Raw genomic sequence first — 25,294 nt, 5'->3', positions numbered from 1 at the left:
GCGTGAGCATGGATATTAGCGATTTTTACCAGACATTCTTTGATGAAGCCGACGAATTGTTGGCCGATATGGAGCAACACTTGCTCGATTTGGTGCCCGAAGCACCGGACTCCGAGCAGCTCAATGCCATCTTCCGTGCGGCGCACTCTATTAAAGGCGGAGCCGGAACGTTTGGATTTACCATCCTGCAGGAAACGACCCATTTAATGGAAAACCTGCTTGATGAAGCGCGACGCGGTGAGATGCAGCTCAATACCGACATTATCAACCTGTTTTTGGAAACCAAAGATATTATGCAGGAACAGCTCGACGCCTATAAAAGTTCGGCAGAGCCTGATGCCGCCAGCTTTGAATACATCTGCAATGCGCTGCGCCAGCTCGCCCTGGAAGCAAAAGGTGAGGTCGCTGCAGCCGTTGTCCCTGCGGCGAAACTGAGCGTTGTCGATGCGGTTGCTGCCGACGAGGCCGCGCCAGCCGCTGCACAAGCGGGCAAACTGCGCGTTGTGCTGTCACGCCTTAAAGAGAGTGAAGTTAACCTGCTGGAAGAAGAGCTGGGTAACCTGGCGAAATTAAGCAACGTGGTAAAAGGCAAAGACAGCCTTGCCGCGACGCTTGATGACGGTATTGGCCAGGACGATATCGTGGCGGTACTGTGCTTTGTGATTGAAGCTGACCAGATCGCCTTCGAAACCGAAACCGAAACCGAAACGGCCGCGGTTGACGCCCCTGCCGCTGCGGAAGAGGTGGCTGTTGTCGCTCAGGCCGCCGCACCGGCTGTGGCTCCTGCGGCTCCGGCGCTGAAGGCCGTGCCAAAAGAGGCCGCGGCACCTGGCCGTGGTGAAAAACCTGCCGCGCGCTCCAGCGAGTCAACCAGCATCCGCGTTGCCGTTGAGAAGGTCGACCAGCTGATTAACCTGGTTGGCGAACTGGTGATCACCCAGTCGATGCTGGCACAGCGTTCTAACGAACTGGACCCGGTCACGCACGGCGATCTGATCACCAGCATGGGTCAGCTGCAGCGTAACGCCCGCGACCTGCAGGAATCGGTCATGTCCATCCGTATGATGCCGATGGAATATGTCTTCAGCCGCTTCCCGCGTCTGGTCCGCGACCTTGCCAGCAAGCTGAATAAACAGATTGAACTAACCCTGATGGGCAGCTCAACCGAACTGGATAAGAGCCTGATCGAGCGCATTATCGACCCGTTAACGCACCTGGTGCGTAACAGCCTCGACCACGGTATCGAACTGCCGGAAAACCGCATTGCCGCCGGAAAATCCCCGGTCGGTAACCTGATCCTCTCTGCGGAACACCAGGGCGGGAACATCTGCATCGAAGTGACCGATGATGGCGCGGGGCTTAACCGCGAGCGCATCCTGGCAAAAGCGATTTCGCAGGGGATGGCGGTCAATGAAAACATGACCGACGAAGAAGTGGGCATGCTGATCTTCGCGCCGGGCTTCTCTACCGCAGAGCAGGTGACCGACGTGTCCGGACGCGGTGTGGGCATGGACGTGGTGAAACGTAACATCCAGGAGATGGGCGGCCACGTTGAGATCCAGTCTAAACAGGGTTCCGGCACCACCATTCGCATCCTGCTGCCGCTGACGCTGGCGATCCTCGACGGCATGTCAGTCAAAGTGGCGGACGAAGTCTTTATTCTGCCGCTGAACGCCGTGATGGAATCCCTGCAGCCACGTGAAGAAGATCTGCATCCTCTGGCGGGCGGCGAGCGCGTGCTCGAAGTGCGCGGTGAGTACCTGCCGCTGGTGGAACTGTGGAAAGTGTTCGAAGTGGACGGGGCGAAGACAGAGGCCACGCAGGGCATCGTTGTGATCCTGCAAAGCGCGGGCCGTCGCTACGCGCTGCTGGTCGATCAGCTGATTGGCCAGCACCAGGTGGTAGTGAAGAACCTCGAAAGCAACTACCGCAAAGTGCCGGGTATTTCTGCTGCCACCATTCTGGGTGATGGTAGCGTGGCGCTGATCGTCGATGTGTCGGCGCTTCAGGGATTAAATCGTGAACAACGTGTGGCGTACACAGCCGCCTGATTAAGTAGAAGGTAATAACATGACCGGTATGAGTAATGTAACGAAACTGGCGGGCGAGCCATCAGGGCAGGAATTCCTGGTATTCACTTTAGGCGATGAGGAGTACGGCATCGATATCCTGAAAGTGCAGGAAATCCGTGGTTACGACCAGGTTACCCGCATCGCTAACACGCCTGCTTTTATTAAAGGTGTCACCAACCTGCGTGGCGTCATTGTGCCAATCGTGGACCTGCGCGTGAAGTTCAGCCAGGGCGACGTTGACTACGACGACAACACCGTGGTGATCGTTCTGAATCTCGGGCAGCGCGTGGTAGGTATCGTGGTGGATGGCGTATCTGATGTGCTTTCCCTGACCTCTGACCAAATTCGTCCTGCGCCAGAGTTTGCGGTCACGCTGTCGACCGAATACCTGACCGGTCTGGGCGCGCTCGGCGAGCGTATGCTGATTCTGGTGAACATTGAGAAGCTGCTGAACAGCGATGAGATGGCGCTGCTGGATATCGCCGCGAGTCATGTAGCGTAGGTAAATGCAAAACGGCAACCCAGGTTGCCGTTTTTTGTGTTTGCTTCCTCTCCCTGTGGGAGAGGGCAGGGGTGAGGGCATCAGGCCTCACCCTTTTTTTCACCTTACACTTCCTGCTTTACCAGCTCCGCTTCCGCTTCAGCTTCCCGCGCGCCTTCATTCTGCGACAGCATCGCGGTAGCAATACCATTCCCCAGCACGTTAATTGCGGAACGGCCCATGTCCAGGAAGTGGTCGATCCCCATCAGCAGCAGAATACCCGCCACCGGAATATTAAAGCTCGGAATGGTCGCTGCCAGCACTACCAGGGATGAACGCGGTACGCCCGCAATCCCTTTCGACGCCAGCATCAGAGTCAGCATCAGCACCGTCACTTCAGAGAAGCTCAGGTGAATGTTGTACGCCTGAGCGATAAACATCGAGGCGAAAGAGCAGTACACCATCGAACCCACCAGGTTGAAGGAGTAGCCAATCGGCAGAACGAAAGAGGCGATGTTGCGCGAGCAGCCGAAGCGCTCCAGCTGCTCCAGCGTTTTCGGGTAGGCGGCTTCAGAGCTGCTGGTGGTAAACGCCACCAGGACCGGATCTTTCAGCATGCTGACCAGGCGAAACACCTCTTTTTTCAGCACCATGTAACCCACGGCCAGCAGCACCATGCAGGTGAGAAGAATGGCAACATAGTAGCCGCCAATAAAGGAGGCGTAGTTCAGCAGAATGCCCAGACCCTGCGTGGCAATGACGGATGAAATCGCCGCGAAAATGGCCAGCGGAGCAACGTACATCACGTAACCCGTTACCTTCAGCATGATATGGGAAACCACATCCAGCGCGGCCACCAGCGGCGCGTTGAATTTCTGCCCCAGCGACGCGCCGCCGATGCCGAAGAACATCGAGAACACCACAATCTGCAGGATCTCATTGTTCGACATCGCCCCTGCGATGCTGGTCGGAATGGTGTGCGACAGGAACGCTTTCAGCGTCATGCCGCCAACGGCCAGACCGGTATCCACCGCTTCGGTTGGAACCGTCAGGTTCAGACCGCTTCCCGGATGCTCCAGCGTGACGATAAACAGGCCGACCAGAATAGAGAGCACGGATGAGCTGATAAACCACACCATCGCTTTGCCGCCAACGCGGCCAATGGTGGAGGTTTCGCCCAGCTTCATAATGCCGACGGTGAGCGTGCTGAAGACCAACGGTGCAATGACCATTTTGATCAGACGGAGGAAAATATCGGTCAGAAGGGTAATATTATCCGACCAGGCTGTGATGGCATCCGCAGATGCATACTCATGAATTGCTGCCCCTGAAAGAATACCCGCCAGCATGAATATCACGATGAAGAGTGTGAGTTTGTTTGCACTTGCCACGAAAAAAGACCCTCTATGCGCTTCAGATGTAGCCCGCATCGATACATATAAATTTTTTATTACGATGCAGGAAATTATTCGGCACATAAATTGACGCAAAGTGTAGGGGGATACAACTCCTTTTTAAGTTTTATTAATTTTGTTGTTATTATCCTGACGATATATTGTGATCTGCGTCACATATTAATGGATATATTCTCTCCGGAAAAAATAAAATCGCGGATTAAATGAATTTAACCCATTGTTATTAATATGAAAATTAAGTCAATAAGACATATGCCTTATGCGTCGTGGGGCAGGTGGTCGAAGCGATATCCGTAAACTAAATTCTCAATAACCCCCTAAGAGGAACGTTAAGCGGGGCTAACATCTTGAACGACAAAAATAAAATATGGCTAGGGAACGGAGACGTCTTCTGGAGGGTGGTAAATGAAAAGAAAACTTCTTTTGATCTGCGCAGGCACCTTACTGGCTGCGGCAACGGCTCATCAGGCGCTGGCCGTCACCAGCAGCGGCACCATCGGTGCAACGCTGACGCTGACAAACGGGTGTCTGATAAACGGCTCGCCCGCACAAAGTGGCATTAACTTCGGTACGCTCGATTTCGGTACCCATCCGGCAACCTTCTCCACGCTTACGACGCAGCTGAGCGGCGCCAGCGGCGGAAACACCTTCACCATTCAATGTACGACCGCCAGCTATACGGTCGCGATCACCGGTAATACCCACTCCACCGCGCCCGGCTCGGTTGTCGGTTCGCCGGGTACGCCTGAACGCTATCTGGTGAATACGGCCAACGCGGCACAGGGCGTGGCCTACAGCCTCTACAGCGACAGCGGGTTTAACACCGTGATTGCCAATAACGCCGCGCTGCCGATCGCGTCCACGGCGGGCGGGGTGGACAGTTACACCCTGTACGGACGGATTACCGGCGGTGGTAACAGCGTGACGGTCGTCCCGGGAACCTACACCGACACGATTAACGTCAGCGTCACCTACTAGTCCCGAACCGCCATGAAGGCATCTCTCACAGGTCTGCGCAAATGCGCAGAGGGACGCGTGCAGCCTTTTTTCGCGCTGATCGTCGGATTGATCATGATGCCCACGGCGGATGCGGTGACATCCCAGTCGTTTAAGGTCAGCGCGACGATTGTCCCGGGGTGCGCGGTGGCCACCGGTAGCGGAGGGCTTCTCGGTATGCTGGATTTTGGCAGCCATAACGGCGTCGAGAGCGCGCCGGTCAGCACCAGCTTTGTGCCAAACGGGGCGTTGTCTATTGCCTGTACGCCAGGCGTGGCGCTGAGCATGAGCATTAATGGCGGTCAAAATTATTCATCCGTTCGCCGTATGAAGCGCGCGAACGGCGTCGATATGGTGCCATACCGGCTCTACAGCAGCAGCTCGCTGGCCGCGAACAGCGAAATCGGCGTCAACCAGGCGATAGCGGTGACCTATACCAACAGCAATAACATCGCGCTGCCGCTTTTTGGCGTGGCGCTACTGACCGGGTTTAGCCCGGCGGGAACCTATTCCGATCAGCTCACCGTGACCCTGTCATGGTAATAAAGGGAGAGTATTGATGAAGCCATTTTTCAGACCCGTTTGTCTGGCGGGCGCGTTGGGAATGGCGGTTGCTGGCCAGGCTCAGGCGGCGGCCACCATCCTCCTCTGGCCGATCGATCCCTGGCTTGCTGCGGACGCTAACGCCACGGAGCTGTGGATCCAGAACCAGGGAAACAGCGCCACGACGATGCAGGTCCGCATCGTGCGCTGGAAGCAGGAGGACGGACACGAGCGCTATACCGCGCAGCAGGACGTGGTCGCCAGCCCGCCCATCGTCACGATTGGCACGGGCAGCAAGCAGCTTATTCGCCTTATCAAACAGGCTTCAGTTCCCGCAGGGGTCGAACAGGCCTATCGCATTATCGTCGATGAAATCCCCCAGCCGGATGCCAAAGCCGAACCCGCCATTGGCCTGAAACTGCAGATGCGTTACTCCATCCCTCTGTTCGTGTATGGACAGGGGATCCCGACCATCAAAGAGGGCGCGCATCACGCGCTGGCGGAGACCCAAAACCTGAGCTGGCGGGTGACGCAGGCTGAGGGTAAGCCTGCGCTGGAGGTCAAAAATCGGGGGGATGTCCACGTCAGGCTGAGCCAGGTGGCGCTGGAGCAGGGAGGTCAGAAACGCACGGTGGCGGAAGGATTGCTGGGTTACGTCCTGCCGGGCAGCACCCGCAGCTGGCCCATACCCGCTGGCGTTCGTCAGCCAGAGCGGATGAGCGCGCAGATTAATACCAGGGACGAACAATGGCAGTCGACGCCCGTCAACTGAAGCCGGCGATGATGATACTGCTATGCGTCAGTTCCGCGACCCTGGCCGAGCCCGGCGACGACAGTTTACCGCCGCCTCCCCAGGCACAGGCGATAAATGATGAAGCGGTTTTCCAGCTTGCCCTCGTGCTCAACCACTACGATACCGGCCTGGTCGTGCCCGTGACGCAGCGTAAAGGCGCTTTCTTTATCTCCAGCGCCGATCTGCTGCGCGCGGGGCTGCCCCCGGCGCACGTTCCCACCGGCGAGGTAAATCTCTCCTCGCTTGCTCAGGTTCGGGTGGAGTACGACAGCGCAGCGCAGCGCCTGCTGCTGACCGTTCCCCGCGACTGGGTGACGGCCCGCGTGACGCCTTTCAGCGCGCAAACGGCGCAGGCCAAACCGCACTACGGGCGCGGGGCGCTGCTGAATTACGATATCTATACCAACCACACGGAACATATCGGCGGTCAGGCGTCGATCTGGCATGAGTTCCGCTACTTCAACGAGAACGGCTCCTTTTCCTCCACCGGTTACGCGCGGGAAAATTTCACCGGTAACCACGGCCAGCAGGAAGGGTATGTCCGCTATGACACGACCCTGCTGTTCACTAACGAAGATGACGCGATGAGCTGGAGCGCCGGGGACGTGATCAGCGATGCCCTGAGCTGGAGCTCCAGCGTGCGAATGGGAGGGATAAGCGTCGGGCGGGATTTCTCCCTGCGTCCTGACCTGGTGACATGGCCGTTGCCCGAGTTCGCGGGGGAAGCCGCGGTACCCACTTCGGTCGATCTCTTTATCAACGGCTATCGCTCCGGTTCAACCCAGCTTCAGCCGGGGCCTTTCACCCTGACTAATCTGCCCTATATCAACGGCGCCGGGGATGCGGTGCTGGTCACGACGGATGCGCTGGGGCGCCAGGTAAGCACCACGCTACCGTTTTACGTCACCAGCGACCTGCTTAAGCAAGGGCTGAGCGACGGCGCCGTGACGCTCGGCAGCCTGCGGCGTAATTACGGTATCAAGAATTTTGACTACGGTTCGGCAGCCGGCAGCGGCTCGTATCGCTACGGGATGACGGACTGGCTAACGCTGGAGGGCCACGCGGAAGGGGCGCAGGAGCTGGCGCTGGGCGGCGCGGGGACGGTAATAAAACTCGGCCAGTTTGGCGTGGTGAATACCTCTTACTCGCAAAGCCGCATGCGCGGTGATGCGGGCGGGCAAATCAACTGGGGTTACCAGTACAGTACCAGCGAGTTTAGCGTCGCCACCCAGCACACGCGTCGCGACCGCGGCTTTGGCAATCTCGCCCTCTACGACCAGCCGACGGTGTATGACGAAAACGATAAGCCCGTCGCCAGCTTTAGCCGTAATACGGACCAGTATTCGCTGACCTTCAATCTGGGACGGTACGGCAACATCGGTGCGGCCTGGATCGGCGTGGAGAGTTTTGACAGCCAAAAAACCGAGCTGCTCAATCTCTCCTGGAGCCGCAACCTGTGGGGGGCGAGCAGCATTTACCTGGCCGGCAGCCGGGATCGGCAGCGGGGAGACTGGACGGTCGCGCTGTCGCTGCAGGTGCCGCTGGGGGCGCGCGACAGCGCTGCCGTCACCGTCGAAAACACTCCGGATGCTGGCAGTACCCAGCGTATTAACTACAACCACTCCATGCCTTCTGACGGTGGCTTCAGCTGGAACATGGCCTGGGCCAACCAGTCGAGATCCAATGATTATCAGCAGGGTACGCTGGGCTGGCGCAATAACAACATCGAGCTGCAGGGCGGCGGCTATGGTGAAAGAGATACCATGACCTGGTGGGGCGAGGCGATGGGTTCCGTTGTGCTGATGGACGGCGAGCTGTTCGCGGCGAATAAGATCAACGATGCATTTGTGGTCATCAGTACCGACGGCCACCCGGACGTGCCCGTCAGCTATGAGAACCAGCCCGTCGGTAAAACCAATAATAACGGCTACCTGCTGGTCAGCGGGGTATCGGCGTATTACCCGGCCAGCTACCGGATTGATACCCTGAATCTGCCGGCGGATACCCGTCTGAAAGAGACCGAACGCCGGATCGCGATTCGGCGCCACAGCGGCTATCTGGTCGATTTCCCGATGGAGCAGGAGCGGGTGGCAAGCGTTATTCTGCATGACGCGCGCGGGAAGGCGTTGCCGGTGGGAAGCCAGGTTCGACGCGCCTCGCGCAGCAATGCGGTGGTGGGGTATGACGGCATCGCCTGGCTGGAAAATCTCAGCGATGTGAACCCGCTGGAGGTGATCGCACCTGACGGGAGGCGCTGCAAGACTACTCTGACCGTGGGGGCCAATCCGGAGCATAAGCTGAAAACCTACGGGCCGCTGATTTGCCGGGAGGCGCCATGACGCGCCTGCTGATGTTGATCCTGCTGCTGTTTTCCGGCGGCGGCTGGGCGGCGTGTACCGTCAGTACGGTTAATGCGTCGTTTGGCAGCGTCACCTCGTTCGCGCTCAGCGGAACCGGGGAAGTTCAAACCACCGGCACGCTGGTGGTGGCCTGCGATGCCGTGCTGAATCTGCTGACCAGCGACTCGGTAACGCTGACCTACACCGCGGCATCGGTTTCGGGCAGCAGCCGGGCCACGATGAAACGCACGGATAATGCGGCCATCACCGACGTGATCCCCACCCGGCTGTGCGGGTTATCGGGATGCGCGAGCAGCAGCGAGGTACAGATAAGTAAATCGTATACCTGGAGCGGGAATACCCTGCTGGGGTTGCTGGGGTCAAAGCAGTACAACATTCCGCTCTATTTCCGCACCGTCGCCGGGCAAAACGTCACTGCCGGGCCATATCAGGTGCAGTTAACCTTCAGCATTAACTACAGCGTCTGCTCCGTGGGCGCGCTCGGCGTTTGCACAATCAATCAGACGGGAACCGCGACAACCACCATCCTGTTAGATATGACCGTCACCAACGACTGCAGCGCCATGACCACGCCAGATGTGAACTTCAACAGCGCGCCGCTGGTACAAAGTTTCCCCACCGTCTCACAGGCGATTGCCGTCACCTGTACCAAAGGAAGTTCGTATACCATCGGCATTAATAACGGTGCCAACGCGCTGAACAACGTGCGGCGGATGGTGAGCGGCAGCAACGCCATGAGCTACGACATCTATAAGGAGGCCACCGGTAACCGCTGGGGCGGCAGCGGCAGCGAGCGCTGGTCCAGCGCGGTATCGTCCCAGGTCAGTACCGACGGTTTACTGCGCACCTTCAACTACACCGCTAAAGTCCTGACCAATCAGGCCACGCCGCCCGCCGGAACCTACACAGACACGCTGATTGTCGACGTGGCGTTTTAACCCCGCGCTTTTCCCTTTCGCAAATGTAAAGTTCCTGTGGGCTGTGCCGATAACACCGTTAATAAATCTATGAGAAGGTGTTGTATGTTGAACCGTATCCGCGTTGTCACAATGCTCATGATGGTGCTGGTCATTTTCGCACTTCTTCAGCTCATCTCCGGCGGGCTTTTTTTCTCGTCATTAAAACAGAACCAGGACAGCTTCGCGGCCTCGAACGATCTCCGCCTGCAGCAGAGTGAACTCACGTCGACGTGGGATCTGATGCTGCAAACGCGTATCAACCTGAGCCGCTCGTCCGCGCGCATGATGATGGACCCTAACAATCAGCAGAGCAGCGCGAAAACCGATCTGTTGAAAAATGCCCGTGCCACCCTCGCTGACGCCGCGAAACATTACGACGCCTTCAAAAAGATCGCCCCGCAGCCTGCTATGGAGCAGGTGAGCCAGAATATCGATGAAAAATACAACGCCTACCATACCGGTCTGACAGAGCTGATTCAGTTCCTGGAGAGCGGCAACATGGACGCCTATTTCGCGCAGCCAACGCAGGGGATGCAAAACGCACTCGGCGCGGCGCTGGGGGAATACGCGAAGGCCAGTGGCGATCTGTACCACTCGGCCTTTACCGCAAGCCAGGATGACTACCGCTTTGCGAAATGGCAGATGGCCGTGATGGCGCTGGCGCTGGTCATTGTGCTGGTGGCGGTCTGGTATGGCATTCGCCATATCCTGCTGAACCCTCTCGGCCGCGTCATCGCCCACATTCGTGAAATTGCCGGCGGTGACCTGACCAAAACGCTGACCGTTTCCGGGCGCAATGAGATCACCGAGCTGGCAAATAGCGTTGACCATATGCAGCGTTCGTTAATCGAAACCGTCGCCAACGTGCGCAACGGGTCGGAGGCTATCTATACCGGCACCAGCGAAATTGCGATGGGGAATAACGATCTCTCATCCCGTACCGAGCAGCAGGCGTCCGCCCTGGAAGAGACGGCCGCCAGCATGGAGCAGCTCACCGCAACCGTGAAGCAGAACGCCGATAACGCCCGCCAGGCGTCTCAGCTGGCAGAAAGCGCCTCCGAGACGGCGCAGCGCGGCGGACGCGTGGTGGATGGCGTGGTGAAAACCATGCACGAAATCGCCGACAGCTCGAAGAAAATCGCCGACATCATCAGCGTCATCGACGGCATTGCCTTCCAGACCAACATTCTGGCGCTGAACGCCGCCGTGGAAGCGGCGCGTGCGGGCGAACAGGGACGCGGGTTTGCCGTGGTGGCCGGGGAAGTGCGCAACCTGGCCAGCCGCAGCGCCAACGCGGCAAAAGAGATCAAGTCGCTGATTGAAGATTCCGTCTCCCGCGTGGATACCGGCTCCGTGCTGGTGGAAAGCGCCGGGGAGACCATGAATGACATCGTGAATGCCGTCACCCGCGTGACGGACATCATGGGTGAAATCGCCTCTGCGTCCGATGAGCAGAGTCGTGGTATCGACCAGGTTGCCCTGGCGGTATCGGAAATGGATCGCGTGACACAGCAAAACGCCGCGCTGGTGCAGGAGTCCGCTGCGGCGGCCGCTGCCCTGGAAGACCAGGCGAGCCGTCTGAAGATGGCCGTCTCGGCGTTTCGTCTCGCTTCACTCGCTGGAAACACGGTCACCCCGCAGGCGACGTATCGCGCGCCAGTCGCTGAATCGGCTGCAAGCCGTACGCGCACCGCGACGACCGGACAAGATGAAAACTGGGAAACATTTTGACTGACAATTAAACCGCGGCTGCTTGCCGCTTGATGGGAGCGTGGATGTTAAATCGTATTCGTATCTCGACCACACTGTTTTTGATTCTGATCCTTTGCGGTGTGTTGCAGGTTGGCAGTAACGGGTTGTCTTTTTGGGCGTTTCGCGATGGCTATCAGAATTTGCAGGAAGTTGAGGCGAGTAATCAGCAGCGCTCCGCACTGGCACAAACGCGTGCCGTGCTGTTGCAGGCAAGCACTGCGCTGAACAAGGCGGGAACCTTAACCGCGCTGAGTTATCCGCCGGATGACATTAAAGCGCTGATGGCGGCCGCGCGCGATAGCCTGAAGCAGGCTGACGCACAGTTTAAAGCCTTTACGGCGCAGGCCGTCGACAGCGAGAAAGAGAAAGCGCTGAAGGCCGCCATGAAGACGAACTTTGAACAGTGGTACAACGATCTGGACCATCAGGCGACGTGGCTTGAGAACAACCAGCTTTCGGACTTCATGACCGCACCGGTTCAGGCGTCTCAGGCGGCGTTTGACGGCAGCTTTAACGCGTGGCAGCAGGATATCAACCAGTCTGTTCAGCGTGCCGGTGAACAGAGTCGTAACAGCTATCACATGTCGGGCGTCATCTTTGCCGTGGTTGTGATTCTGGCAGGGCTGCTGACCGGCGGGGCGCTGCTCTGGTCGCGCAGGATGATTGTGCAGCCGCTGGCAATCATCAGCAGCCACTTCGACAGCATTGCGAAAGGGGACCTGGCGCGTCCGGTCGCGGTGTTCGGCAAAAACGAAATTTCCGCGATCTTTGCCAGCCTGAAGGCGATGCAGAGTTCGCTGCGGGAAACGGTGAGCGACGTGCGGCAGGGCAGCTATGCCATGCACACCGGGATCTCCGAGATTGCGGCAGGTAACAACGATCTCTCGTCCCGCACCGAGCAGCAGGCGGCCTCGCTGGCGCAGACGGCGGCCAGCATGGAGCAGTTGACCGCGACGGTAGGCCAGAACGCCGATAACGCGCGTCAGGCGTCTGACCTGTCAAAGCAGGCGGCGATGACGGCGAAGAAAGGCGGTGACCAGGCGTCCCATGTCGCCAGCACCATGCAGGAGATTGCCACCAGCTCGCAGAAAATAGGTGACATCATCAGCGTGATTGACGGTATCGCGTTCCAGACCAACATTCTGGCGCTGAATGCCGCTGTGGAAGCGGCGCGCGCCGGTGAGCAAGGGCGCGGATTTGCGGTGGTGGCGGGGGAAGTGCGTAACCTGGCGAGCCGCAGCGCCAACGCGGCGAAAGAGATTAAGGTGCTGATCGAAGAGTCGGTCTCGCGCGTTCAGCAGGGCTCAACCCTTGTGGATACGGCGGCGAAAACCATGCACGAGATCGTCACTTCCGTCACGCGGGTGAACGACATCATGGGCGAAATTGCCTCTGCGTCGGACGAACAGCGCCGCGGCATTGAGCAGGTTGCCCAGGCCGTCAGCCAGATGGATCAGGTGACGCAACAGAACGCCTCGTTAGTTGAGGAAGCGGCAGCGGCAACCGATCAGCTGGCCAGCCAGGCAGATCGTCTGACCGGACTGGTCGCGGTATTTAATGTGAAAGAGCACGTTGAAGCAGTAACAGAAGTCGGGCGGTCGCAGGCCGTGCCAGTTGTATCCTGAATGTAATTAAGAAGGCGCTATGACATCACCAATGCCCCCTGGGCAAACGTCATTATTGTTGCAGATGACACAGCGCCTCGCGCTGTCCGACGCGCATTTTCGTCGGATATGTCAGTTAATCTACCAGCGTGCGGGGATCGTGCTTGCGGATCATAAGCGGGACATGGTCTACAACCGTCTGGTGCGGCGCTTGCGCACGCTGGGGCTGGATGATTTTGGCCGCTATCTGAGCATGCTCGAGGCGAACCAGAACAGCGCAGAGTGGCAGGCTTTTATTAACTCGTTAACCACCAACCTGACGGCGTTTTTCCGTGAAGCTCACCACTTCCCGGTCCTGGCCGAGCACGCCCGCCGTCGCACCGGGGAATATCGCGTATGGAGTGCGGCCGCCTCGACGGGTGAAGAGCCGTACTCGCTGGCGATCACCCTTGCTGACACCCTGGGCATGACGCCCGGCCGCTGGAAAGTCTACGCCAGCGATATAGATACCGAGGTGCTGGAGAAGGCGCGTAACGGCGTGTATCGCCAGGATGAACTGAAAACGCTGTCGCCGCAGCAGCTGCAGCGTTATTTCATGCGCGGCACGGGCCCGCATGAAGGCCTGGTACGCGTACGCCAGGAGCTGGCGAACTGCGTCGAATTCGCGCCCGTTAACCTGCTGGATAAGCAGTACAACGTGCCGGGGCCGTTCGACGCCATTTTTTGCCGTAACGTCATGATCTATTTTGATAAAACGACGCAACAGGACATTCTGCGTCGGTTTGTTCCGTTGCTCAAGCCTGACGGTTTACTGTTTGCCGGGCACTCGGAAAACTTCAGCAACCTCGCGCGTGAGTTTAGCCTGCGTGGGCAAACGGTATATGCGCTGAGTAAGGAAAAAGCATGAGTAAAATCAGGGTGTTGTCTGTCGATGATTCAGCGCTGATGCGTCAGATCATGACTGAAATTATCAATAGCCACAGCGACATGGAGATGGTGGCCACTGCGCCCGATCCTCTGGTAGCGCGGGATTTAATTAAAAAATATAACCCCGACGTGCTAACGCTGGATGTCGAGATGCCGCGCATGGATGGCATAGATTTCCTCGAAAAATTAATGCGGCTTCGGCCCATGCCGGTGGTGATGGTCTCCTCCCTGACCGGAAAAGGATCGGAAATCACTCTGCGCGCGCTGGAGCTGGGGGCGGTGGATTTCGTCACCAAGCCGCAGCTCGGCATACGCGAAGGGATGCTGGCCTACAGCGAAATGATCGCGGAGAAGATCCGCACCGCGTCACGTGCGAAGCTTGCTGCCCATACGCCATTGGCCGCGCCTGCGACCCTGAAGGCCGGTCCCTTACTCAGCTCGGAAAAACTGCTGGTCATTGGGGCGTCAACCGGAGGAACAGAGGCAATTCGTCATGTACTCCAGCCATTGCCGCTTTCAAGTCCGGGTATTCTGATCACTCAGCATATGCCACCAGGCTTTACCCGTTCATTCGCCGAACGCCTGAACAAGCTGTGCCAGATCAGCGTGAAGGAGGCGGAAGACGGCGAGCGCGTGCTCCCGGGACATGCCTATATCGCCCCGGGCGACAAGCATATGGAGCTGTCGCGCAGCGGCGCTAACTATCAAATCAAAATTCATGACGGACCGCCGGTCAACCGGCACCGTCCGTCGGTGGATGTGCTGTTTCATTCGGTGGCGAAACATGCGGGGCGCAACGCCGTTGGGGTGATCCTGACGGGGATGGGCAACGATGGTGCCGCCGGAATGCTTGCAATGCACCAGGCTGGCGCCTGGACGATTGCGCAGAATGAAGCAAGTTGTGTGGTGTTCGGCATGCCGCGCGAGGCCATCAATATGGGTGGCGTGAGCGAAGTGGTCGATCTTAGCCAGGTAAGCCAGCAGATGCTGGCGAAAATCAGTGCCGGACAGGCAATACGTATTTGACTCAGGAGTATTATTTTATGGCGGATAAAGAGCTTAAGTTTTTGGTTGTGGATGACTTTTCCACCATGCGTCGCATCGTGCGCAACCTGCTGAAAGAGCTGGGCTTCAACAACGTTGAAGAAGCAGAAGACGGCGTTGATGCGCTGAACAAACTGCAGGCTGGCGGGTTTGGTTTTGTTATCTCCGACTGGAACATGCCTAACATGGACGGTCTGGAACTGCTGAAAACCATTCGTGCCGATGCGGGAATGGCCTCTATGCCGGTTCTGATGGTCACTGCAGAAGCGAAAAAAGAGAACATCATTGCCGCAGCACAGGCGGGCGCAAGCGGCTATGTGGTGAAGCCATTCACCGCGGCAACCCTGGAAGAGAAGCTCGGTAAGATCTTCGAGAAACTCGGCATGTGAGGTGATGGAAATGTTGCAACCTGCTATGAAACCCGTTGAAGAACACTCGCCGAGCGATATCATCGTCCGCATCGGCAGCCTGACGCGCATGCTGCGTGACAGCCTGCGCGAGCTGGGTCTGGATCAGGCGATTGCCGAAGCGGCGGAAGCCATTCCTGATGCCCGCGATCGTCTGGACTATGTTGTGCAGATGACCGCTCAGGCTGCTGAGCGTGCGCTGAACAGCGTTGAAGCGTCACAGCCGCACCAGGATGCGATGGAAAAGGGGGCGAAAGCCCTGAGCAAACGCTGGGACGAGTGGTTTGAGAATCCTATCGAGCTGGCGGATGCCCGCGAGCTGGTGACGGATACTCGTCAGTATCTGGGTGATGTGCCGGGCCACACCAGCTTCACCAACGCCCAGCTGCTGGACATCATGATGGCGCAGGATTTCCAGGACCTGACCGGTCAGGTGATCAAGCGCATGATGGATGTTATCCAGGAGATTGAGCGTCAGCTGCTGATGGTTCTGCTGGAAAACATTCCGGAACCGGCAGCCCGTCCAAAACGCGAGAATGAAAGCCTGCTCAATGGTCCACAGCTCGACGCCAGCAAGGCGGGCGTTGTGGCAAGTCAGGATCAGGTCGACGATCTGCTGGACAGCCTCGGCTTCTGATTGTTCTGATTACCCTCAGGCTGCGGCGTCAGCCTGAGGGTATTTCGGTTAGCGAAGATCCATCTTCACCGTCACGTTACCTTCAAAGCGGCCCGGGGCCGGGGGGGCATTCGTCGTGCTGACCGGTACAGCCTGAATTTTGACCACACCGTTTCCCTGCTCGTCCATCGTTACCGGAAACTCATAGGTACCATCCAGCGCAACGTTCTGGCTGTTTTCATCATATACGCGCACCCCGAGATCGTCCCTGTCCAGAAGTTTTGCAATGTACGGCGTACTGCTATCCGCGACGCCCTGATCTGCTGTCAGCGTGAGCTTTATCCGGTCCGTGTTTCCCACTGCGTTATCATCACAGTGGTAGGAAATATCAACGTTTTTGATGGCATAACGTTTTGGCGGTTGCCCTTTGATGACGAATTGCTTGCTGACGATGCTGCCGAACTCAACCTCAATGGTGCTGCCTTCGTTGATAACGCAGCTTAGCGGCGCAGAAAGCGTACCGCTAAACCAGATATCAGAGACCTGTTCTGCCTGCCCGGGATCGCAGCTTCCCCCCGTGCCGAAATAAAGACAGGCATAGTTTTGCGCGACGATCGTCGAAGGGATCACCTCTTGACCCAGGATGGGTTTTTTAACGTGAAGCAGGATCGCAACGACGTTCCAGCGGAAATTACGCTTTACTGTAGCGGCGTTGCTCGGCTGGGTGCCACTACTGCAAACGTTGGCATCTCCCTCCGTTTTGGCGAGTGCATTCTCGGTAGTGTTACGCATATTAGCTCTGGACGTCGGGTATTCATTGATAGCTAACGGGTTCAAAGAAGTACCGTCCGGAGAGTTGATTGCATCCGCATAGGCGGTGATATCGGCATCGATCTTATCGGTCAAATAGCCGTATCCGTTTGTTCCCGGATTCAGCGGGCTCCCGGCAAACGTTTTTTCATAGACCATGCTTGAAGAAAATATATTTCCGGGACAGCTGCAGTTGGCCACTATCACCGGGCCATTGCCGACCAGATGATTTGGCACATCATAGTCATGATTGGCGACATTTTCGCTGGACGAAAACTCATGATCGAACGACGTGGTGTAGGTTTGCGGCGCACCGAAGCAGTTACGAAGTAAAGTCACGGCTCCCCTGCACGGGCTGGTTGTGGTCAGGCTCAATGCCGTAGCCAATAAAGCCCAGATGGCCCGTTTCGTGAGTATAGTTTTCATGTGCTTATTCCTGCTGACAAAGCTCGCTAACCGAGCGAATACCGTTAGGGCTTTCGGTGTGGTTGGCTGACTGTTGCGTAATGCTGGCGCGGCACTGTTGGCCCGTGCCGTTGCCCCATTTCACGGTGACCTGCGCGGTCTCTCCAATGCCTGCCAGATAGACGGTGCCGGTTTCATCGACAATGCCGCTCATCACCGGGTCGCTACTGGTCGCGATGGCGCCGAACGGAACGGGGAGGCCGTTTGGACGCTTCAGGGTAATCAACATCCGATAGCCTGTGTGGGCGTCAAATCTGGCCAGCACCGCCGCGTTGCGCGAGGGGATAACGGTGATGGCGGTATCGCTGCTGTCCACATTTTCCGGCAGGCTCGAGGTATCAATACGAATATTGTTCTCCTGGTACGGAGTGAGTGATGGAATGACTGCGTTACCCTGCCAGTCGGTCTGAATACCCCGCTGGTTCAGGAAACGGACGCCGGACGCGTCGTTGGCGTTGACGATAGCAAACTGGCTGCCTAAAGGTTGAGCCAGCGTGATGCCCTGAGGATGGGCAACAATACCGCCGCTAATGCCGTAGTTAAGCTGCTGAGAGTTATCAGTGGAGGCGTAATAGCCTGCGGTCAGGTTGGCGTATTGCGAGCGGTAGCTGCCATAGACGCTGCTGATATCTTCCCCATCGTGGTTGGAATGGCTCTGCTGCAACGAGTAGCTCAGACGCTCGTCGTCCAGCAGCGTGCCGCTGAGGCCCACGTTTTGCCGCGTATAGCCATTTTTAGTATTGCTGATGTTATAGCTACTCCAGGCGCGTGGCAGCCATCTGGCGAGAGGAATGCTAAACCCTAAAGAGACCATTCTGTCAGCCTCTTCGTCGTTGGTTTTGCTGTACGTATAGGCAATGTGATAACTCGTGCCGGCAATAACGGTATTTAATCCAACCGACAGGCTGCGCTCTTTTTTAGAGGTGCCCCAGTAATCCTGCTGATAACCGTTTAGATACAGACTCACCCCAGCCACGGTTTGGCTAACGCTGGCCTGAATGCGGTTGCGTTTGTTGTAGCGAAACAGCAGATCGTCTTCGTGACCGTCACGCTTTTGATTGGCGTCGGAAAAGCTGTAATACCCGCGGCTGCTGTATCGGTAGCTGCCGAGGCTGAAGTTGGTATTGGTCGAATCCAGTTTACCGGTATAAAGCAGACGCCATGACTGGCCGGTATGTTGGCTGTTATCGTCTAGCCGGGTGTCGGCCATGGTAACGTCAGCCGACAGCGAGCCCAACGGCCCGAGCGCCAGACCGGCACCGGTATTGGCTGCGTTATAGTCTTTCGAGAGGGTCAGCCCTCCAAACCAGGTGAGAAGGTTATTTAAACCGTAAATCATGCTTCCCTGGAAAAAGTCGGGTTCCTTTTGGTCGCTCCCGCTTTCAGCACGATAACGGCCTGCTGTCATTTCATACTTCATACGCCCTGGCCGCAGCATAATCGCGATACTGGAATAGGGCTGCGTAAAGCGATGCTCGGTGCCGTCAGCCTCTTTCACCGTAACGTCCAGATCGCCGCTGTTGGTGGTGGAGTAGAGATCGTTGATTTCGAACGCGCCCGGCGCAACATTTTGCTGATAGATGAGATAGCCGTTCTGGCGGACCGAGACTTCAGCGTTTGAACTGGCGATGCCGCGAATGACAGGGGCATAACCGCGTTGGCTATAGGGAAGCATCTCTTCATCTGACGCAAGGTTGACGCCCCGGTACTGTAAGCTATCAAATACTTCTCCACGCGTGTTGCTTTCCCCGGCCGTGAACTGCGCCTTGAGGGCGTCAACGTCATGCTGCAGGAAGGTATTGATGTTTTCCCACTGGTTTTCACTCTCTGAATTGCTCCACGTAGAATAGTTGCGCACTCGCCAGCCACCCAGGTTGGCGCCGGTGCGCAAATTCAGATACTGACTGGTGGCGCTGTTGTCGCCGTTGTCCTTATTTTTTGATCCTGAAAAAGCGTAGTCACTGAACAACACGGGCACACCGTCGTCCCAGCGCGAGGGATCGATGTAATCGTGACCGGTCCCACTTAACGCGGCCTGAGGAATACTCAACGCTAATGTCATGGTTGAAAAATCAAGCCGCGCGGAGGCCTGGGGGATATAGTTGCTGATATCTTTGGGCAAAGCCTTATTGGCGGGTAACGTAAGCAAGGCGGGATACCGGTCGATAGCAATCCCCCATGCCCGCAGCATATCCGGTGTGAGCTGTGGTATCAGTGATCCTTCAGGCGAGCTGACGTAAACGATATTGGTGGTGCTCAGGCGGTGTTCGTTCACCTGCACTCGTGAAGAATAGGTGCCGGGTAGCTGAGCATTCGACTTTGAAAAGAGTGAAAGGTCGATATCCTGCTGTGCCAGCATGTCCCCTTCCAGCGATGAGGGAGAGAAACGATACTCACGGCCCAGCGTCGAGAAGCTCGCCATGAGCAAGACACCGCCAAGGCAGCGAAGAAGCGGATTCGGTCTAAAGAGCCGCCCGTATGACAAATAATTACGTCCTGTCATCATCGCGGTCTTTTAATCCTGCGCAAGTGTGGAAGTGTATTTTTCTGAAGCATTGCCGTAATCGGTAATGCAGCGCCAGGTGACGCTCGTCCCCTGAGCATTGTCAGGGAGAGGAATATCAACGCGGGATTTAGGGCCAGCCATATCGGCCTTCTCCACTTTATGCGAGCCCAGCGCAAGTGAATCAAAGACGCTGTAGAACGCCCCCGCGTTGATGACAGTGAGCTGCTGACCATGACGAGCGAAGCGCAGGTTTTTGCAGGATTCAGATGGCGTACCACTCAGTCCGACAGGGCGCCAGAACAGTTTCAGACGCGTTTTATAGATTAACCGCAGGACGTTTTTGTCACCCTCATCCGTAGCCGTGGCAGGAACGGTTCGCACGTTCATATAGAACAGCGACTCTTTATCTCCTGCTAAGGTTGTCCCGTTCCAGGTAATGCGCAGGCTTTGCTCTTTTTGCGGATCGAGCCGAAAGAGAGGGGGGGTCACGATAAACGGTCCGTGCGTTTTACCATCACCCGTATCCGTCCATGACTGTATTAACCAGGGAAGTTCTTTATCATTATTTTGTAAGGGCAGGGCAACTTCCTTTTTCGCGGCATCGTAGATTATGCGTGTGCGACCTATCTGAACACCTGCTGCGTGACAAAAGGTACTCGCAATGACAGGAATGCATAATAAGACCTGGAGTGATTTGCGCATGGTGAAACCTTTAATAAAGGACGTTGAGGGAAAATGATAATAGTCCGAATCCGGATTCGGACTATTATCAGAGCATGACTCCTTAAATGTCATGACGCCTAAATATATATATTGTGAATGTCAGTGATGCATTTATTAACGGTAAAGAATATTTACCGTCATATCAGCATCTGCCGGACCGGCGGTAACCGCTGCTGCAAATGATTTATATCGAGCATTAAAATCAGCTTTAATCGTATCTTCGGATTTTGTCGCCAGTTCGATATAGATCTGCCCTTCAGCGCCGTCCATAGTGATGAGTTTATCATCCTTACCCGACGGGCTGACGGCAACGCCAATACCGGTGGCCGCGGTATCGCCCGTGGTGGTAATTTTACTGACGTCCAGCAGCGTATTGGTCCCGGTCAGGGTTGTTGGGCCGTTAAAGGTCAGCTGTATAGCCGGAAGCCCATCGCTTTTCAACGGGCAGTTCGCCAGCGTAACGGAGAAGGGCATAAGTGCGGTTTCCGTTCCAACATCAGTAAACAACGATATAGGATAGGTACCCAGTGGGATAGTACTGTCCGTGCCATCGTCTCCCTGAATTGTACAGCTCGATTCGATAATTTCACCCGTGAAATGAATAGTGCCGGCATTCATTTCTGCGGCGAAACCATTTATCGACAGCGTTGCAAGAGCTAAGCCCGCAACAATATTCTTTTTCAAATCCATCTTAAATGTTCCTTTAAGTAAAAAGAAATATCTGGCATATGATTTGCTTTTTCGTGAAAAGTAAATTATGTCGCGTGAAATTATAACATTTAAATTTCTGCTGGTAAGTGAGCTTCAGGACGAATGTCGTATTGATTAATCCATTTTTGGATTTTCTCCAGTAATGGATAAATAGAGTTTTAATTAGTCTGAATTATTGAATTTACATACTTATATCATTCCTGCAATATTAAGTGGTTAAAATCGACGACTATGTTAATTTTCTTTCGGGATATTTTTTTTGAATAAACGTTTTTAAAACTTCGCTTAATTCATTGTGTGATATGAAGCGCATCACAAAAGCCGAAACAATGTTTGTTCGAACTTTACGTGTCCTCTCTTCGCTTGCCAAACGTACGGAGTGTGGTCTTAAACTGGATAAAAAGACCCGGTTATAGGGGTTTATCAGCCCATTGATGAAAGGCGGTGCTGGCATGATACCCGTGACGTAATGGGCTGAGCATGCACTGTGGCAGAAGAGAACGACGACAAAACGGAAGCCCCCACACCCCACCGACTAGAAAAAGCGCGTGAGGAAGGGCAGATCCCCCGATCCCGAGAATTAACCTCCCTGCTGATCCTTATCGTAGGGGTGTGCATTATCTGGTGGGGCGGGGAGTCGCTCGCCCGAAAGCTGGCGGGAATGTTGTCCACCGGCTTACGTTTTGACCACAGCATGGTCAACGATCCGAATCTGATCCTCAGCCAGATTATTCAGCTTATCAAAGGGGCCATGGTCGCGCTGTTGCCCCTGATTACCGGGGTTGTGCTGGTCGCGCTGGTCTCTCCGGTGATGCTCGGCGGTCTGGTTTTCAGTGCCAAATCGCTGCAACCGAAATTTTCCAAACTGAACCCGCTGCCGGGTATTGCGAAAATGTTCTCTGCGCAGACCGGGGCTGAGCTGCTCAAAGCCGTTCTCAAATCGGTGCTGATGGGCAGTTCCGCAGGCTTCTACCTCTGGTACCACTGGCCAGAAATGATGCGTCTTATCAGCGAATCGCCGCTCACCGCGATGAGCAACGCGCTGAATCTGGTCGGGCTCTGCGCGCTGCTGGTGGTGCTCAGCATTATCCCGATGGTGGGTTTTGACGTGATCTTCCAGCTTTATACCCACTTCAAAAAGCTGCGCATGTCGCGTCAGGATATCCGTGACGAATATAAGCAGATGGAAGGTGACCCGCACGTAAAAGGGCGTATCCGCCAGATGCAGCGTGCCGCCGCCCGTCGCCGCATGATGGACGATGTGCCGAAGGCCGATGTCATTGTTACCAACCCGACGCACTATTCCGTTGCGCTGCGCTATGACGAAAACAAAATGAGCGCGCCGAAAGTCGTTGCGAAAGGGGCGGGGCTGATCGCACTGCGTATCCGGGAAATTGGCACAGAACACCGCGTGCCGATCCTGGAAGCCCCTCCGCTGGCGCGTGCCCTGTACCGCCATGCGGATATCGGACAACAGATCCCGGGACAACTCTACGCCGCCGTGGCGGAAGTGCTGGCCTGGGTGTGGCAGTTGAAGCGCTGGCGTATGGCTGGCGGTCAGCGGCCTGTGAAACCTGAAAACCTTCCGGTGCCTGCCGCGCTGGATTTTATGAACGAGAAGGACTCTGATGGCTAATCTGGTGGCAATGTTGCGCCTGCCCGGCAACCTGAAATCGACCCAATGGCAAATCCTTGCCGGGCCGATTCTGATCCTGCTAATTCTGTCGATGATGGTACTGCCGCTCCCGGCATTCATCCTCGATCTGCTTTTCACTTTCAATATTGCGCTGTCCATTATGGTGCTGCTGGTGGCGATGTTCACCCAGCGTACCCTGGAGTTTGCCGCGTTCCCGACCATTCTGCTGTTTACCACCTTGCTCCGACTGGCGCTGAACGTAGCGTCCACGCGTATCATCCTGATGGAAGGTCACACCGGTGCGGCAGCGGCAGGTAAAGTGGTTGAAGCGTTCGGCCACTTCCTGGTGGGCGGCAATTTCGCTATCGGTATCGTGGTGTTCGTTATCCTCGTTATCATCAACTTTATGGTTATCACCAAAGGTGCAGGGCGTATCGCGGAAGTGGGCGCGCGTTTTGTGCTGGACGGAATGCCGGGCAAACAGATGGCGATCGACGCCGACCTGAACGCCGGTCTTATTGCCGAAGATGAAGCCAAAAAACGCCGTTCGGAAGTGACGCAGGAAGCGGACTTCTACGGCTCCATGGACGGTGCGAGTAAGTTTGTGCGCGGTGACGCCATCGCGGGCATTCTGATCATGGTGATTAACGTGGTCGGCGGCCTGCTGGTGGGGGTATTGCAGCACGGGATGGACATGGGCCACGCGGCGGAAAGCTATACGCTGCTGACCATTGGTGACGGTCTGGTCGCGCAGATCCCGGCGCTGGTTATCTCCACGGCGGCGGGTGTGATTGTGACCCGCGTGAGTACCGATCAGGACGTTGGCGAGCAGATGGTGGGGCAGCTCTTCAGCAACCCGCGCGTTATGCTGCTGGCCGCTGCCGTTCTGGGTTTGCTCGGCCTGGTGCCGGGAATGCCAAACCTCGTTTTCCTGCTGTTTACGGCGGGTCTGCTGGGGCTAGCCTGGTGGATGCGCGGTCGTGAAATCAAACCTGCGGCGGAGCCTGTTCCGGTAAAAATGCCGGAGAATACCCAGGCCGTAGAAGCGACCTGGAACGACGTTCAGCTGGAAGATTCCCTGGGAATGGAAGTGGGCTATCGCCTGATTCCGATGGTCGATTTCCAGCAGGATGGCGAGCTGCTTGGCCGTATCCGCAGTATCCGTAAAAAATTCGCGCAGGATATGGGCTTCCTGCCGCCGGTTGTACACATCCGCGACAATATGGACCTGCCGCCCGCGCGCTATCGCATTCTGATGAAAGGGGTCGAAATTGGCAGCGGTGATGCCTATCCGGGCCGCTGGCTGGCGATTAACCCGGGCACCGCCGCAGGCACGCTGCCGGGCGAGCAAACTATCGACCCGGCCTTTGGCCTGGCCGCTATCTGGATTGAAAGTGCCCTGAAAGAGCAGGCGCAAATCCAGGGCTATACGGTTGTTGAAGCCAGTACCGTAGTGGCGACCCATCTTAATCACCTGATTGGGCAATTCTCGGCAGAGCTGTTTGGCCGTCAGGAAGCGCAGCAGCTGCTGGATCGCGTCACGCAGGAGATGCCGAAGCTGACGGAAGATCTGGTCCCGGGCGTGGTGACCTTAACCACGCTGCACAAGGTGCTGCAAAACCTGCTCGAAGAGAAAGTGCCGATCCGCGATATGCGCACCATTCTGGAAACCCTTGCCGAGCATGCGCCGATACAAAACGATCCGCACGAGCTGACGGCGGTGGTACGCGTGGCGCTGGGTCGTGCGATCACCCAGCAGTGGTTCCCGGGAACCGGAGAAGTGCAGGTTATTGGCCTCGATACGCCGCTTGAACGTCTGCTGCTGCAGGCCCTGCAGGGCGGGGGCGGCCTGGAGCCGGGGCTGGCGGACCGTCTGCTGGCGCAAACGCAGGAGGCGCTGGTGCGCCAGGAGATGCTGGGCGCACCGCCGGTGCTGCTGGTTAACCATGCGCTGCGTCCGCTGCTGTCGCGCTTCCTGCGTCGTAGTCTGAATCAGCTGGTCGTGCTGTCGAATATGGAGCTGTCGGATAACCGTCATATCCGCATGACCGCGACGATTGGAGGAAAATAATGCGTAAATGGCTCTGGATTTTACTCTTCCCGCTGGCGGCGCACGCTGCCGGGGAGGGCACCTGGCAGGCAAGCAGCATGGGGGTGACCCTCAGCAACCGGGGCGTCGCCATGTCCTCTAACCCGCTGTCGCCTTCTGACGGCGTTTCCGGTCAGATGGGTCTTGTGGTCTGGAATTACCGGCTGATTGGCCCAACGCCCGCAGGGCTGCGGGTGCGCCTTTGTTCTCAGACGCGCTGCACGGAAATCGACGGCGAAAACGGCACGACGCAGGCATTCAACGGCATACCGGCTATTGAACCTTTGCGGTTTATCTGGGAAGTGCCAGGCGGGGGACGCTTAATCCCGGCGCTGAAGGTGCAGAGTAATTCTGTCATCGTGAACTACCGCTGACGCTTGAATGA

General features: G+C 56.7%; 21 protein-coding genes. 16 read left to right on the top strand and 5 right to left on the bottom strand.

From position 1 onward, the window contains the following. Positions 1-2: 2 nt before the first annotated feature. Both cheA and cheW read left to right on the top strand, forming a co-directional pair. Positions 3-2,051 carry a chemotaxis protein CheA gene (gene cheA, locus DFO52_RS04035; protein ID WP_133549417.1) on the top strand — a complete coding sequence of 683 codons (2,049 nt, stop codon included), beginning with the start codon at positions 3-5 and terminating at the stop codon, positions 2,049-2,051. A 19-nt stretch (positions 2,052-2,070) separates the two neighbouring features. After that, positions 2,071-2,574 carry a chemotaxis protein CheW gene (cheW, locus tag DFO52_RS04030; RefSeq protein WP_023312262.1) on the top strand — a complete coding sequence of 168 codons (504 nt, stop codon included), beginning with the start codon at positions 2,071-2,073 and terminating at the stop codon, positions 2,572-2,574. Between the two features lie 104 nt (positions 2,575-2,678). Here the strand turns inward: cheW and DFO52_RS04025 are convergent, their stop codons facing one another. Further along, positions 2,679-3,944 carry a dicarboxylate/amino acid:cation symporter gene (locus tag DFO52_RS04025; RefSeq protein WP_133549415.1) on the bottom strand — a complete coding sequence of 422 codons (1,266 nt, stop codon included), beginning with the start codon at positions 3,942-3,944 and terminating at the stop codon, positions 2,679-2,681. A 429-nt stretch (positions 3,945-4,373) separates the two neighbouring features. Here DFO52_RS04025 and DFO52_RS04020 point away from each other — a divergent pair, with 429 nt between their 5' ends. The 11 genes from DFO52_RS04020 (at position 4,374) to cheZ (ending at position 15,990) form a co-directional block, all read left to right on the top strand. Beyond that, positions 4,374-4,946: a spore coat protein U domain-containing protein gene (locus tag DFO52_RS04020; protein ID WP_029741330.1), complete on the top strand. Its 573-nt coding sequence runs from the start codon at positions 4,374-4,376 to the stop codon at positions 4,944-4,946. Positions 4,947-4,958: 12 nt separating this feature from the next. Beyond that, on the top strand, positions 4,959-5,507 hold the full coding sequence (locus DFO52_RS04015; protein ID WP_133549413.1) for a spore coat U domain-containing protein: 549 nt from the start codon (positions 4,959-4,961) through the stop codon (positions 5,505-5,507). A gap of 16 nt (positions 5,508-5,523) precedes the next feature. After that, a complete protein-coding gene (locus tag DFO52_RS04010; RefSeq protein ID WP_133549411.1) occupies positions 5,524-6,279 on the top strand; it encodes a molecular chaperone in 756 nt (251 codons plus the stop codon). Further along, positions 6,255-8,639 carry a fimbria/pilus outer membrane usher protein gene (locus tag DFO52_RS04005; protein ID WP_133549409.1) on the top strand — a complete coding sequence of 795 codons (2,385 nt, stop codon included), beginning with the start codon at positions 6,255-6,257 and terminating at the stop codon, positions 8,637-8,639. The genes DFO52_RS04010 and DFO52_RS04005 overlap by 25 nt, the downstream gene beginning before the upstream one ends. Further along, positions 8,636-9,598: a spore coat U domain-containing protein gene (locus DFO52_RS04000; RefSeq protein ID WP_029741326.1), complete on the top strand. Its 963-nt coding sequence runs from the start codon at positions 8,636-8,638 to the stop codon at positions 9,596-9,598. Before DFO52_RS04005 ends, DFO52_RS04000 begins: the two co-directional genes overlap by 4 nt. A gap of 84 nt (positions 9,599-9,682) precedes the next feature. Next, entirely contained in the window at positions 9,683-11,350 is a 1,668-nt protein-coding gene (gene tar / locus DFO52_RS03995; RefSeq protein ID WP_133549407.1) for a methyl-accepting chemotaxis protein II, read from the top strand. Positions 11,351-11,394: 44 nt separating this feature from the next. Beyond that, positions 11,395-12,996: a methyl-accepting chemotaxis protein IV gene (gene tap / locus DFO52_RS03990; protein ID WP_133549406.1), complete on the top strand. Its 1,602-nt coding sequence runs from the start codon at positions 11,395-11,397 to the stop codon at positions 12,994-12,996. 19 nt (positions 12,997-13,015) lie between these two features. After that, the gene (gene cheR, locus DFO52_RS03985; RefSeq protein ID WP_023312253.1) at positions 13,016-13,882 is read left to right on the top strand and encodes a protein-glutamate O-methyltransferase CheR; all 867 of its coding nucleotides are present in this window, start codon (positions 13,016-13,018) and stop codon (positions 13,880-13,882) included. After that, the gene (locus tag DFO52_RS03980) at positions 13,879-14,928 is read left to right on the top strand and encodes a chemotaxis response regulator protein-glutamate methylesterase (protein WP_029741783.1); all 1,050 of its coding nucleotides are present in this window, start codon (positions 13,879-13,881) and stop codon (positions 14,926-14,928) included. The genes cheR and DFO52_RS03980 overlap by 4 nt, the downstream gene beginning before the upstream one ends. 17 nt (positions 14,929-14,945) lie before the next feature. Further along, positions 14,946-15,335: a chemotaxis response regulator CheY gene (cheY, locus tag DFO52_RS03975; protein ID WP_008500431.1), complete on the top strand. Its 390-nt coding sequence runs from the start codon at positions 14,946-14,948 to the stop codon at positions 15,333-15,335. 10 nt (positions 15,336-15,345) lie between these two features. Next, on the top strand, positions 15,346-15,990 hold the full coding sequence (gene cheZ, locus DFO52_RS03970) for a protein phosphatase CheZ (protein ID WP_023312251.1): 645 nt from the start codon (positions 15,346-15,348) through the stop codon (positions 15,988-15,990). A gap of 48 nt (positions 15,991-16,038) precedes the next feature. Here the strand turns inward: cheZ and DFO52_RS03965 are convergent, their stop codons facing one another. The 4 genes from DFO52_RS03965 to DFO52_RS03950 form a co-directional block, all read right to left on the bottom strand. Then, positions 16,039-17,205, bottom strand: coding sequence for a fimbrial protein (locus DFO52_RS03965; protein ID WP_133549405.1), 1,167 nt, complete (start codon positions 17,203-17,205; stop codon positions 16,039-16,041). A gap of 4 nt (positions 17,206-17,209) precedes the next feature. Next, the gene (locus DFO52_RS03960; protein WP_243737936.1) at positions 17,210-19,666 is read right to left on the bottom strand and encodes a fimbria/pilus outer membrane usher protein; all 2,457 of its coding nucleotides are present in this window, start codon (positions 19,664-19,666) and stop codon (positions 17,210-17,212) included. Between the two features lie 93 nt (positions 19,667-19,759). After that, complete coding sequence (locus DFO52_RS03955) at positions 19,760-20,452, bottom strand: molecular chaperone (protein ID WP_133549403.1); 693 nt, start codon at positions 20,450-20,452, stop codon at positions 19,760-19,762. A 135-nt stretch (positions 20,453-20,587) separates the two neighbouring features. Then, positions 20,588-21,163, bottom strand: a complete 576-nt coding sequence (locus tag DFO52_RS03950) for a fimbrial protein (RefSeq protein WP_029741779.1) — start codon at positions 21,161-21,163, stop codon at positions 20,588-20,590. Between the two features lie 508 nt (positions 21,164-21,671). Here DFO52_RS03950 and flhB point away from each other — a divergent pair. The 3 genes from flhB to DFO52_RS03935 are packed head-to-tail and all read left to right on the top strand — an operon-like array spanning position 21,672 to position 25,283. Beyond that, a complete protein-coding gene (gene flhB / locus DFO52_RS03945) occupies positions 21,672-22,820 on the top strand; it encodes a flagellar biosynthesis protein FlhB (RefSeq protein ID WP_133549401.1) in 1,149 nt (382 codons plus the stop codon). Continuing rightward, positions 22,813-24,891, top strand: a complete 2,079-nt coding sequence (gene flhA / locus DFO52_RS03940) for a flagellar biosynthesis protein FlhA (RefSeq protein WP_133549398.1) — start codon at positions 22,813-22,815, stop codon at positions 24,889-24,891. The genes flhB and flhA overlap by 8 nt, the downstream gene beginning before the upstream one ends. Further along, the gene (locus DFO52_RS03935) at positions 24,891-25,283 is read left to right on the top strand and encodes a flagellar protein FlhE (protein WP_047647441.1); all 393 of its coding nucleotides are present in this window, start codon (positions 24,891-24,893) and stop codon (positions 25,281-25,283) included. The genes flhA and DFO52_RS03935 overlap by 1 nt, the downstream gene beginning before the upstream one ends. Positions 25,284-25,294 lie beyond the last annotated feature (11 nt).

Origin of the sequence: Enterobacter sp. AG326, from assembly GCF_004362415.1 — a bacterium.
Classification (GTDB): Bacteria; Pseudomonadota; Gammaproteobacteria; order Enterobacterales; family Enterobacteriaceae; genus Enterobacter; species Enterobacter asburiae.
The sequence above is the reverse complement of the archived record's forward strand: the minus strand, read 5'-3'. Positions and strand labels throughout refer to the sequence as shown.